Consider the following 11713-nt stretch of genomic DNA (forward strand, 5'->3'; position numbering starts at 1 on the left):
GGAATAGATAGATATGGAGAATATTCCTTTTTTACGTGCTTCAACTGTACCTGTAAGTGAGTATTTGGACGAATTGAAGGAAATTGATACATCTCACATATATACGAATTATGGACCTATAAATCAACGTTTTGAGGAAACAATTATGTCGTCATTTTTTCAAAACAGGGGAGCTGTTACAACAGTAGCAAACGCAACGTTAGGGTTAATGGCGGCTATTCAACTAAAGAAAAGAAGAAAGGGAAAGTATGCTCTCATGCCTAGCTTTACATTCCCTGCGACTGCCTTAGCCGCTATTTGGTGTGGATTGGAACCTTACTTTATTGATATTTCAATAGATGATTGGTATATGGATAAAACCGTACTTTTGGATAAGATAGAAGAATTAAAAGAAGAGGTTGCGATTGTTGTCCCGTACGCCACTTTTGGATCATGGATGAACTTAGAAGAATATGAAGAATTAGAGAAGAAGGGGATTCCGGTTGTCGTAGATGCGGCGCCGGGATTTGGATTAATGAATGGAGGGATGCATTACGGTCAAGATTTTAGTGGAATGATCGTATATAGCTTTCATGCAACAAAGCCATTCGGAATTGGTGAAGGAGGGCTCATATATAGTAAAAACGAAGAAGATATACAACGTATTAAAAGAATGGGGAATTTCGGATTTGATAAAAATCGTGAATGTACGATGATGGGGTTTAATTGTAAAATGTCTGAATACGCAGCAGCTATTGGGATTGCGACTATAAAAAAGTGGGATCAAAAATTAAAAGAACGTACCCGTATTTCTGAATGGTATAAACAGTTGTTACAAAATACTGGGTTAATGAAAAAAGGGTGGAAAGTCCAAAAGACAGAAGCAGTTATTCACCAATTTATGCCTATCATTTGTCCAGAAGAAGTTCGCAACATACAAGTAATTGAAGAACTGAAAAAACAGAAAATAGAAGCTAGATTATACTTTTCACCATCTTGCCACCAACAAGTTCTTTTTAAAAACTATAAGTCGACAGATTTAACAAAAACGAATAAAATAGCAAAACGAATCGTAAGTTTACCTTTATGGGAAGGAATGACGAAAGAACTAGTAGAGCAAATTGTAATCTGTTTAGAGCAGAAGGTGGTGTCGGTAGATGAATAGTTTTTATAGTCAAGAAGAACTAAAGGAAATTGGATTTTTATCTGTTGGGAAAAATGTATTGGTTAGTAAAAAAGCAAGTATATATAATCCGAGTGCTATATCAGTTGGCAATCATGTAAGAATTGATGATTTTTGCATTTTAAGTGGTAAAATCACAATTGGAAGTTATTCGCACATATCAGCGTATACAGCGTTATATGGAGGGGAAGTTGGGATTGAAATGCATGATTTTGCAAACATCTCAGCTAAAACAATCGTATATGCAGTACTTGATGATTTCAGTGGAAATACATTAATGGGGCCAACCGTCCCGAATCAATATAGGAATGTGAAAGCAGAAAAAGTTATTTTAAAAAAACATGTGATTATTGGTGCTAATTCTATTATTTTTCCAAATGTAATTGTAGGAGAAGGTACGGCAGTCGGCGCGATGAGTATGGTAAAAGAGAGTTTAGATGATTGGTATATTTACGCTGGAGTTCCCGTAAGGAAAGTAAAACCTCGTCAAAAAAAGATGCTAGAGTTAGAAATTGATTTTTTAAAAAGCATTTATTCTTAACAAAAAAGAATGAATGCTTTTTATTTTTATCCCGCTATTTGCCGATAAAGAGTCGACTTGTGAGGGCTAATTAAAGTTTCACTTTATGATAGAGCAGAGTGTATCTTAACTTATTATGTTTTAAATTTTGCTGACCAAGGCAATACTGAGCCATAGTGAATGTAAAGTTGGAGGGCGAGCGTATATGTTTGATGAGGATGGGATTGTTTTAATTATGGAACCAGCTGATGAAAGAAACTTGAGGAGATTTATTTTTTCAGTGCCAAAGTCAGTGTATGAAAAGAAGGGGCTTACATTACACTATGGAACAGCTATAGGACAAGGGTATATGGATATAATTGAAGATATTATAAGCGTACATATAGAAATAGATGTTGTAACGATAATAGGGCATGTAAGAGGGTAAATAGCTATTTGAAAAAGGTTATAAACAATTTAGCTAGAAGTTATGTATAGAGAAAATTACAGACAATTATAAGGACGAAGGGGGTCTAAAATGAAAATAAAATCAATTGTATTAGTATTCATAGTTTCAATTGGTTTAATGGGATGTTCAATAGTGGAAGAAGGAAAGAACTCCATAGATTATGCTCAAAAGGCGACAGACTATGTAAATGAAATAAGTGCATTTGCAAATGATGCACCAGCATTAGCAGAAAAGGCCGTTAATGATAGCGAGGCTCGAAAAGAATTAGAAACGAAGCTTAGTGAAATTAAACAAGATATACCCGCATTCAATGAATTAACGCCACCTGATGTAGCAAAGGATCTTCATCAACAAATCGTCGGATATAACGAAAAGTTAAATACGTTAATTGATACGGCGAAGACAAAGATAGAAGAAGGCAAAGTGGATGTAGAGCAATTTAAAAACTCTGAGCTTATGCAGACGGTAGATCAAGTTCGAGATTTGAAAGATAAAGTGCAAAATTTAGGTCAATAGTAAAAAGCTCCGTTTGTGATAAACGGAGCTTTTTGTATAAGTGATTACTTAATAAAATACACCACAACACCCATTAAAATGATAGTATTCCCAATTACTTTTCTTTTCGTTACTTTTTCACCTAAAAAATACCAACCGAAAATTAATATGATGATATAACTTAATGATTCTAATGCAGAGACTTGATTTATTGTCAGTCCCTTTAAGGCGATAATATTGAATCCTGCGTTAAGTACAAATAAAGAGTAACCGATGATTACATATGGATTTACATATTCTTTTAATTTAGAATCATATTGCTGTAAAGTAGCCTTTTTTAATAAAATTTGTGAGTAATTGGCCAATACGATTCCAAAGATCAATAACAACATATAACTATTCATCTTTTGTCACCACCACAATTCCGACGATAATAATAGCCGCACCAAGTAAATGATTCCACTGTATCGTATCTCCAAATAGAACTACTGACCAAAGCATTGACCACAGTATAATAATTCCGCGATGTGAATATGCTTTCGATATTTCGAAATGCTTAATTACTTGTTGCCATAAAATTGCATATCCGAATAAAAGTACAACTAGTCCGAAATAAGCAATAAAAAATGAGATGGAAGCAATGGGAAACTTAGCTGCCCATTTCATGTAAACCACAATGATAGAATATATCAAAAAAGCTACATGTAAAAATACGTAATTTTTAATAGTTGGTTTCATTTATTCACTCTCTTTTACATATAAATATATATTTATATCTATCTTTTCCTAATAATAGATATTGGAACGTATTTTGTTTAATCTTTCACATTCCAAATTATATAGTATCATGGCTTTTATTGTAAAACAATAGAAGCTATGCATTCATTTTTTCCAAGGTTCTACAACATGTATCGTTTTATTTGTTGCATCCAACTTTACTTGAATACCGATAGGCATGGTAATCATGGGATGTGTATGACAACAATCGAAGTCAGCTAGAAAAGGAATTCTTTGATTTTGAAGTACTTCTAATAGTATTTCAAAAGGTTTTCGATTTGTACCACAATCATCAAATTGCTCATGTTTTCCAAGAATGATACCTGAAATTTTATCGAATACACCGTTAATTTTAAGTAATGAAAAGCTTCTTTCAATAGTAGCTGCATCTTTTGAACTGTCCTCAATAAAGAGAATGTCGCCTTCTTGAATATGTGGCATATAGGGGCTACCCAAAATTCCTTGTATCGTGTTTAAATTCCCGCCAATAATACGCCCAGTAGCTTTTCCATCAATTACTGAAATCCAATCGTTTGGTCGAAGTTCTTTCTCCTTCGTCTTTTCTTCCCAATTAATAAATTCATCTGACCAAAATAATGGTTGTTTTATATGATAAGGAAGAGAATGATCATGTAGTAAAGTTTCAGCAAAATATTTGTATGTGCAATCAACAAAAGGTTCAAATTCGCCAAAGGAAGGGACGAGAGCTGGTCCATAAAATGTAGGGATTCCTGTTTTGGCGTAAATTCCTAGTAATAAAGCAGTTGCATCTGAATACCCAATCATTATTTTAGGGTTCTTTAGAAAAGCATCATAATCAATATAAGGTAATATTGAATTTGAATTCATCCCACCAATTGTTGACATAATACAAGAAACATTAGGATTTCTTATCAAGACATTTAGTTCCTCAGCACGCTCTTGTATACTACCAGAACGATAAAAATCATATCGACCTGTTAATGAACCTTCTAATATATGAAACCCTTTCTGTTGTAAGTAAGATTTTGCTCGTTCAAATCTTTTTGGAGAAGTGTAGGTTACTGGTGAAGAAGGGGAGTAGATCCCAATTGTGTCTCCGTATTTTAATGATTTTGGAAGTAGCATTTGTATGAATCCCTTCTATTAAATAGTTTATCTCGCTATTTGACGGGTAGCCCGATTGGGGGGGGGCTGATTAAAGTTTCGCTTTATTTACGAGAATTTATTATTGAATATTCTTACGTTTCAATATTGTAAGTTTAACATAAATAAATTAAAATAATCATTGCTGTACTATGAATAAATATACCTTTTACCTTGACTATATAAAGGAATTGTTGTTAAGGTTAAATGTGAGTGTATAAAAGGTTTGCTAAAGGAGTTTTGAAATGAATCGGTTAAAATGGGGAAGGATGACAGTCCTATTAGTTATTATTTTAGGGATATGTTGGTTCTTATTCCAAGGAAATCAAAAGAGCATAGCGAATGTAGAGGGACAACCTTTGCAAGTGGCAGAACTACCTAAAGCAGGATTTACTGAAAAAGTAGTCCCGCCAAAGTACATCCCACCAGAAATTAACGCAAAAGCAGCTATGATTATCGATGCGAGTGATGGAGATATTATTTATCAATATAATGAAAATGAAGCTTTTGCACCGGCTAGTATGTCTAAGATGATGACAGCGTATCTCTTACTAGAGAGTATACATAACGGGAAAGTTCGCTGGGAAGATCCAGTAAAAATGAGTGCGAAGGCGGCACAAACAGAAGGAGCGAGAATCCCAGTACAAGTTAATGACACATTAACTGTTAAAGATTTATATCATGCATTAATGATTGAGTCAGCTAATAATTCGGCTGTGGCTTTAGCAGAACATATGGCAAAATCGGAGAAAGATTTCGTTCAGCTTATGGATGCAAAAGCGAAACAGTTAAAAATGTCGGAACATGCTAAATTTGAAAATGCTTCTGGATTACAAGAGCCAGATGGAAGTGAAACAAAAATGACGGCTGGTGATGTAGCACAATTGGCGTATCATCTTATAAAAGATTATCCGGAAATATTAGAAGTGACTCACTTACGTCAAAGTCAGCTAGCATTTAATAATATTAATGTTATAAGCACAAACGACATGTTAAACAAAAATAATAAAAGTTTATATATAGAAGGAATGGACGGACTAAAGACTGGATTTACAGATAGTGCAGGATACTGTTTTACTGGGACTGCAAAGCAAGGTGATAATCGAATTATTACAGTGGTCATGGGGACATCAAGTAAAACAAAACGTTTTACAGAGACAAATAAGTTAATGTCGTATGCATTTGGATTAGTTAATTAAGTAAGTAAAATACGAATCTAGATCGCTACATAAGTAAGACTGTTTGTTGTTACTAATTTTAGATAACAACAAACAGTCTTTTTATTTTTATTTTAAAAAGGAAAAAGCTTCTAAATATAAGTGTTATTATTTGAGTTTGTTTGTTGCTGTGATATTATAAAGTTATAAGCTTATTAATAATAAGTTTGAGGGGCGTAATATGATATATACATATAAAATAGCCTCAATTGAAAATTGGAGGGAATTATGATGGCAAAAGATTTTTACTCAGCAATTGAAGACAGAAGATCTATTTATGCAATTAGTAAAGAGCAAGTAGTTTCTGATGAGAAAATTCAAGAAGTGATTTATCATGCTGTAAAACATACACCTTCAGCTTTTAATTCTCAAAGTGCTCGCGTTGTTGTTTTATTAGGAGAACAACATGATAAATTATGGGATATTACGAAAGAAACGTTACGAAAAATTGTACCTGAAAATAACTTTGCACCTACTGAAGAAAAAATGAATGCATTTAAAAGTGGTTATGGAACGGTTTTATATTTTGAAGACAGTGAAGTAGTGGAAAGCCTTCAAGCTAACTTTGCATTATATAAAGATAATTTCCCAACTTGGTCTCAGCAATCATCAGGAATGTTACAATTTGCAATTTGGACAGCTTTAGAAATTGAAGGGTTTGGTGCTACGTTACAGCATTACAATCCGCTAATTGATGAAGAAGTGAGAAAAGAGTGGGATGTTCCAGAGAATTGGAAACTTATTGCGCAAATGCCATTTGGTAAACCGGTAGTACATGCTGGTGAAAAAGAATTCCAACCGCTAGAGGACCGTGTGAAAATTTATAAATAATTTAAAAAGGTGAACAGGAATATAACCTGTTCACCTTTTTTATACGTAATAAGGGTTTTTTTGTCCTGCATTTTTCATCTGATTTTTTAATTCGTTTTTACGTGTTTCAATAGCTGATACTTTTTGTAATGTTATCATTGAAACGAATTGAATAAAAGCATAGTATAGCTCTATGTTTTTTTGTATTGGATCATCTATTATATTTCTCACAAATATGCCTCCTCTTTTTATTCCAATAAAACTCCGCATTAATGGGCAGCCCGAGTGGTGAGGGTTAATAATTAGCGGAGGATGTATAAAACCCTTCCTGATTAAAGTTTCATTTTATAAGGGAATGAAACTTTAATCAATTCGCTAAAATTCTTGTTTATTAAGATATGTATATAATACTATAAATATCCTATAAATTCCATTATAGGAAAAAGAGAACAGTTGATATAGTGTGTGTTTTCTTTAAAGGAGAAATGGCTTTTGTGAAATAAATCTTACAATTCGTCAAATTATTTCAAAATTGTAGATAGTATAGAAATTTAGTTTTCTAAAAATATTATACTATTGATAAATAGAGTGATTTTTGTCATGATGAAAGTATACGTCATGTAAGGAGCTTTATAAGGAAATACATACTTGAGTTTGTATTAGGTTAATAGAGTTTTTTATAATAGATAGAAAAGGGATATTTTATATTAAAATATTAAATAGAATGTCGAATTTTCATGCGATATATAAGAAATTTGAAAAAACCATTGCAAAAACACTGTGTTTAATGATAAAGTTCACATGAAGTTCACACGGATTTCACTTTGTTCATTTAAAATGAACTCTGTGTGAAAAATAAAACTCTTGCTAAAAAATGGAACTGGATGAATATTTTACTTTGATAATATTGTAAAGTATTAAAGTTTTAGTTTTTTTTAAGAGGATAGTAGGGAAAGGAAGTAAAGACAACTTATGAAAAAAGTAATTGCAGGTTTAGCAGCAGCTTCTGTAGCTGGCGTTGCAGTTCCAGGAATGGATTCTGCTCATGCACAAGTTTCAAATGAAGCGCTAAAAGAAATTAATGGACAAACTCAAACTCAAACTCAAACTCAAACGACTGTAACTGAAACAAAAACTGTAGAAACAACTTCTGAATTAAAATACACAGTAACTGCTGATGTATTAAATGTTCGTTCAGGTGCTGGTACAGGACATAACGTTATTTCTAAAGTAAAATCAGGCCAAGTGCTACAAGTAGTTGGACAAGAAAATGGTTGGTTCAAAGTAAACGTAAATGGTCAAACAGGTTATGTAAGTGGTGACTTCGTAACGACTGGTGGCAAAACAGGAACGACTGTTCAACAAGGAACAGGTACTTACACAGTAAACGTTTCTTCACTTAACGTACGTACAGGCCCAAGTACATCTCATACAGTATTAGGTTCTGTAAACAAAGGTAAAACAGTACAAGTTGTAGGTGAAGTACAAGATTGGTTTAAAATCAACTTCAATGGTGGAACTGGATACGTAAGCAAAGACTTCGTAACAAAAGGTGGTTCTGCTGTATCTAACGAAACACAACAACCAACTACAAACAACAATACTACAACAGTTCAAACTGGTGGTTCTTATGTTGTTAACACTGGTGCTTTAAAAGTACGTACAGGCCCAGCTACATACAACGCTGTAATCGGTGGAGTAACAAATGGTAAAGTATTAAACGTTACTGGTGCTGAAAATGGTTGGTACAAAATTAACCATAACGGCCGCACAGGTTACGTAAGTGCAGACTTCGTTAAGTTTGTAAAAGGCGGAGTAAACAACGTTACAAATAACAATAATGTTACAAATAACGTTCAACAACCAGGTAAAGACGTACAAAAACCAACAACAGGTGGAGATACATCTTCAATCGCTGGATTCGCTAGATCTTTAAATGGTTCACCATACAGAACTGCTGGTACAACACCTGCTGGTTTTGACTGCAGTGGATTCATTCACTACGTATTAAATCAAACTGGTCATAAAGGCGCTCGTCAAACAGTTGCTGGATACTGGAGCTCTAAAACAAAAACTAGCAATCCACAACCAGGTGATTTAGTATACTTCCAAAATACTTATAAATCAGGTCCTTCTCACATGGGTGTTTACTTAGGAAACGGTCAGTTCATTAGTGCAGAAACAGATGCAACTGGTGTACGTATTAGTTCTGTAAGTAACTCTTACTGGAGCAAGCACCTATTAGGTTACACAAAAGCATACTAAGAAAAAGTAGTTTTATATACTTTTCGTATAGAGAAAAGGCTTTCCAAGGAAACTTGGGAAGCCTTTTTATAGTTGAATAAATTGGAAGTTTAATAGTTTTTATTTTAACTTTCCATTTAAAAATCGATCATATAAGTCATGGAAATAGTTAGGACGAAATAAGTTCGCTGCATGTCCCGCTAACGGTATTTCCTTATATAGAACGTTAGGCAAAATAGATTTCAAATCAAATAGACAAGATTTATAGAGATGATCATGCTCTCCCATTACCCATAGTATAGGGTGAGGAAGTGATTTTAATTTAGATTTTAAATCGAATTCTAACCGATGTCGTAATGACTGGGCAATTATGGATGAATGTAATTGTAATCCGAAACGGTAGTAAATATTTCTTGAAATGACTGCGAACGGATTTGCTTTTAATATACCGCTTGGAAAAATAGTATTTGCGTATTGAGAGAGCCATTTAGAGTATTCATCTCCTCGCTTCTCCCAAAAATTTTGAAATACATTATATAAACGAGAAGGGTTATTGTAATGTCCTCCAATATGACAAATACTTAATACTTTTTCTGGATGCATTTGTGCAAAAATTGTAGAGATGTAACAGCCGTAACTTAGCGCACAAATATGTGCTTTTTTAATACCTTCTTGTTCATATAAGTTTAATAATTGATCTACGAGGCGCTGTAATGAAAAGTCGATTGCTTCTCCTTTATCATCACCGTGACCTAATAAGTCATAAGTTATAATGTTGTAGGAGGCAGAAAATCGTTTTTGCTCTTTTTTGAAGGCGCGACGATTACCAACTAATCCATGAATAAAAATAATTGTTTCCTTTTCAGAATGTATATTTGTTTGCAAAAAGGATACTCCTTTCACTAACTGGAGATTTATATCGTGTTTTAAATTATTTATCTATAATTTACATAGAATAATATTAAGTACCAGGTAATAATATCAGATGTTTATATCTGTTGTAAAGATGAGTTTTTATGTATATTTTGTAAAAATAGAAAAAGTGTGTTTACATTCAGTTTACATTTGTATCGTATTCTAATTTTAGAAAGAACAGTTTTGTTTAACGTGAGGAGATGAACAGGAATGGAAGTTAGAAATGAAATAAAGAAAAAAGGGAGTTGGAGGCAGTTTTTACGCCTTATTCAAGATACAAATCCTCCGAAAGGAATTTTAGTTTTTGCGTTGTTAATGAGTTTGCTTTCTACGGGAGCGAGTTTATTTATTCCTATGCTGACAAAAGGATTAGTAGATAATTTTTCGCTTTCTTCAATTAGTGCAGGACAAATTGTTGGGTTAATTGCTTTCTTTGTAATGCAAACTATTGCGGCAGGGTTGTCTATATATTTACTAAATTATATTGGGCAGAAGATTGTAGCGGGACTAAGAGAACGTTTGTGGAAAAAGGTACTTATCTTGCCGGTATCTTATTACGATCAAAATAGAACAGGTGATACGATTAGCCGTATGACGAATGATACAGGTGTTGTGAAAACGTTAATTTCTGAGCATTTGTCAAACTTATTAACAGGTGGTATTTCAATTGTTGGATCGTTAATTGTATTATTTGTTTTAGATTGGAAAATGACTGCGTTACTTTTAACGGTTATTCCGTTGTCTGTGTTAATTTTAGTTCCACTTGGACGAAAAATGTATAAGATTTCAAAAGCGCTTCAAGATGAAACTGCATCTTTTACAAGTGTGTTAACGCAAGTGTTATCAGAAATTCGTTTAGTGAAATCTTCAAATACAGAAAAGAGAGAATATGAAACGGGTAATACAGGTATACAAAAGTTATTACAATTTGGTTTGAAAGAAGGAAAAGTGCAAGCATTAATTTCGCCAGTTATGTCGTTTGTTTTAATGGCACTACTTGTTATTATCGTAGGGTATGGCGGGATGCGAGTTTCTAGCGGTGCATTAACAACCGGTGAACTTGTAGCGTTTATTTTGTATTTAGTTCAAATTGTAATGCCAATGAGTCAATTATCTATGTTCTTTACACAATTCCAAAAGGCAATTGGTGCAACGGAAAGAATTAGTACGATTTTAGAATATGAAGTAGAAGATCATGAAACTGGTGTGAAAGTGACAAATGCTAAGCAACCGATCGTTCTTGAAAATGTACATTTTGAGTATAACGAAGAAGAGCAAGTTTTGAAAAATATTGATTTCACAATTGAATCTGGAAAAGTGACAGCGATTGTAGGACCAAGTGGTAGTGGGAAAACAACGTTATTCTCATTACTGGAACGTTTTTATGAGCCAACTAGTGGCGCCATTAAATTAGGGGAAGAATCAATTACGAGTTATTCATTACAGTCATGGCGACGTCAAATCGGTTACGTATCACAAGATAGTCCGTTAATTGATGGAACAATTCGTGATAATATTTGTTATGGCGTCGAGGGCGAAGTAACGGATGAAGAAATTGAAAAAGTAGCAGCAATGGCATATGTTGATGCATTTATTCATGACTTACCAAACGGTTATGCAACAGAAGTTGGAGAACGCGGTGTGAAGCTTTCTGGGGGACAAAGACAGCGAATTGCCATTGCCCGAGCGTTACTTCGAAATCCGCAAATTCTTATGCTAGATGAGGCGACTTCAAGCTTAGATAGTAAATCTGAGTCTGTCGTTCAAAAAGCGTTAAATAACTTAATGAAAGGCAGAACAACGTTAGTGATTGCGCATAGACTTTCTACTGTTGTAGATGCAGATAAAATTGTCTTTATTGAAAAAGGGAATCTTACAGGTAGTGGTACGCATGATGAATTATTACAGACGCATGATATGTATCGTGAGTTTGCAACGCAACAATTGAAAATTAAAGAGGGTGCATTATAAAATATATTAGATGCTAAGTAGAAAGGAAA

At 33.6% G+C, this 11713-nt stretch carries 13 protein-coding genes; 8 read left to right on the forward strand and 5 right to left on the reverse strand.

Annotated features, from left to right (window positions below; genetic code table 11):
• The first annotated feature begins 13 nt into the window (after nt 1-13).
• The 4 genes from HFD78_RS15705 (at nt 14) to HFD78_RS15720 (ending at nt 2646) form a co-directional block, all read left to right on the forward strand.
• Entirely contained in the window at nt 14-1144 is a 1131-nt protein-coding gene (locus tag HFD78_RS15705) for a DegT/DnrJ/EryC1/StrS aminotransferase family protein (protein WP_000427968.1), read from the forward strand.
• Nucleotides 1137-1703, forward strand: a complete 567-nt coding sequence (locus HFD78_RS15710; RefSeq protein WP_001084165.1) for an acyltransferase — start codon at nt 1137-1139, stop codon at nt 1701-1703. Before HFD78_RS15705 ends, HFD78_RS15710 begins: the two co-directional genes overlap by 8 nt.
• A 184-nt stretch (nt 1704-1887) precedes the next feature.
• A complete protein-coding gene (locus HFD78_RS15715; protein ID WP_000459099.1) occupies nt 1888-2109 on the forward strand; it encodes a hypothetical protein in 222 nt (73 codons plus the stop codon).
• A 90-nt stretch (nt 2110-2199) separates the two neighbouring features.
• Nucleotides 2200-2646: a DUF6376 family protein gene (locus HFD78_RS15720; RefSeq protein WP_000695229.1), complete on the forward strand. Its 447-nt coding sequence runs from the start codon at nt 2200-2202 to the stop codon at nt 2644-2646.
• Nucleotides 2647-2690: 44 nt separating this feature from the next.
• Here the strand turns inward: HFD78_RS15720 and HFD78_RS15725 are convergent, their stop codons facing one another.
• The 3 genes from HFD78_RS15725 to HFD78_RS15735 form a co-directional block, all read right to left on the reverse strand.
• The gene (locus HFD78_RS15725; RefSeq protein ID WP_001089876.1) at nt 2691-3029 is read right to left on the reverse strand and encodes an EamA family transporter; all 339 of its coding nucleotides are present in this window, start codon (nt 3027-3029) and stop codon (nt 2691-2693) included.
• Nucleotides 3022-3363 carry an EamA family transporter gene (locus HFD78_RS15730; RefSeq protein ID WP_000805132.1) on the reverse strand — a complete coding sequence of 114 codons (342 nt, stop codon included), beginning with the start codon at nt 3361-3363 and terminating at the stop codon, nt 3022-3024. The genes HFD78_RS15725 and HFD78_RS15730 overlap by 8 nt, the downstream gene beginning before the upstream one ends.
• Before the next feature lie 144 nt (nt 3364-3507).
• Nucleotides 3508-4509: a S66 family peptidase gene (locus HFD78_RS15735; protein WP_000926325.1), complete on the reverse strand. Its 1002-nt coding sequence runs from the start codon at nt 4507-4509 to the stop codon at nt 3508-3510.
• Between the two features lie 263 nt (nt 4510-4772).
• Here HFD78_RS15735 and HFD78_RS15740 point away from each other — a divergent pair, with 263 nt between their 5' ends.
• Nucleotides 4773-5726: a D-alanyl-D-alanine carboxypeptidase family protein gene (locus HFD78_RS15740; RefSeq protein ID WP_001080872.1), complete on the forward strand. Its 954-nt coding sequence runs from the start codon at nt 4773-4775 to the stop codon at nt 5724-5726.
• A gap of 246 nt (nt 5727-5972) precedes the next feature.
• Entirely contained in the window at nt 5973-6575 is a 603-nt protein-coding gene (locus HFD78_RS15745; protein ID WP_001987122.1) for a nitroreductase family protein, read from the forward strand.
• 39 nt (nt 6576-6614) lie between these two features.
• On the opposite strand, the gene HFD78_RS15750 is transcribed toward HFD78_RS15745, so the two are convergent.
• Nucleotides 6615-6785 carry a hypothetical protein gene (locus HFD78_RS15750; protein WP_001244279.1) on the reverse strand — a complete coding sequence of 57 codons (171 nt, stop codon included), beginning with the start codon at nt 6783-6785 and terminating at the stop codon, nt 6615-6617.
• A 741-nt stretch (nt 6786-7526) separates the two neighbouring features.
• Here HFD78_RS15750 and entFM point away from each other — a divergent pair.
• Entirely contained in the window at nt 7527-8819 is a 1293-nt protein-coding gene (entFM, locus tag HFD78_RS15755; RefSeq protein ID WP_000755498.1) for an enterotoxin EntFM, read from the forward strand.
• Nucleotides 8820-8918: 99 nt separating this feature from the next.
• Here the strand turns inward: entFM and HFD78_RS15760 are convergent, their stop codons facing one another.
• The gene (locus tag HFD78_RS15760; protein WP_001194306.1) at nt 8919-9683 is read right to left on the reverse strand and encodes an alpha/beta fold hydrolase; all 765 of its coding nucleotides are present in this window, start codon (nt 9681-9683) and stop codon (nt 8919-8921) included.
• Nucleotides 9684-9923: 240 nt separating this feature from the next.
• Between HFD78_RS15760 and HFD78_RS15765 the strand changes: the two genes are divergently transcribed.
• The gene (locus HFD78_RS15765) at nt 9924-11684 is read left to right on the forward strand and encodes an ABC transporter ATP-binding protein (RefSeq protein ID WP_000453861.1); all 1761 of its coding nucleotides are present in this window, start codon (nt 9924-9926) and stop codon (nt 11682-11684) included.
• Nucleotides 11685-11713: the final 29 nt, after the last annotated feature.

This window comes from Bacillus sp. EKM501B (assembly GCF_011800505.1).
Taxonomy (GTDB): Bacteria; Bacillota; Bacilli; order Bacillales; family Bacillaceae_G; genus Bacillus_A; species Bacillus_A cereus.

Bases quoted from the DNA above. Each gene is read 5' to 3' on its own strand.
- HFD78_RS15705 (WP_000427968.1), top strand. From the start codon at position 14: ATGGAGAATATTCCTTTTTTACGTGCTTCAACTGTACCTGTAAGTGAG.
- HFD78_RS15710 (WP_001084165.1), top strand. From the start codon at position 1,137: ATGAATAGTTTTTATAGTCAAGAAGAACTAAAGGAAATTGGATTTTTA.
- HFD78_RS15715 (WP_000459099.1), top strand. From the start codon at position 1,888: ATGTTTGATGAGGATGGGATTGTTTTAATTATGGAACCAGCTGATGAA.
- HFD78_RS15720 (WP_000695229.1), top strand. From the start codon at position 2,200: ATGAAAATAAAATCAATTGTATTAGTATTCATAGTTTCAATTGGTTTA.
- HFD78_RS15725 (WP_001089876.1), bottom strand. From the start codon at position 3,029: ATGAATAGTTATATGTTGTTATTGATCTTTGGAATCGTATTGGCCAAT.
- HFD78_RS15730 (WP_000805132.1), bottom strand. From the start codon at position 3,363: ATGAAACCAACTATTAAAAATTACGTATTTTTACATGTAGCTTTTTTG.
- HFD78_RS15735 (WP_000926325.1), bottom strand. From the start codon at position 4,509: ATGCTACTTCCAAAATCATTAAAATACGGAGACACAATTGGGATCTAC.
- HFD78_RS15740 (WP_001080872.1), top strand. From the start codon at position 4,773: ATGAATCGGTTAAAATGGGGAAGGATGACAGTCCTATTAGTTATTATT.
- HFD78_RS15745 (WP_001987122.1), top strand. From the start codon at position 5,973: ATGATGGCAAAAGATTTTTACTCAGCAATTGAAGACAGAAGATCTATT.
- entFM (WP_000755498.1), top strand. From the start codon at position 7,527: ATGAAAAAAGTAATTGCAGGTTTAGCAGCAGCTTCTGTAGCTGGCGTT.
- HFD78_RS15765 (WP_000453861.1), top strand. From the start codon at position 9,924: ATGGAAGTTAGAAATGAAATAAAGAAAAAAGGGAGTTGGAGGCAGTTT.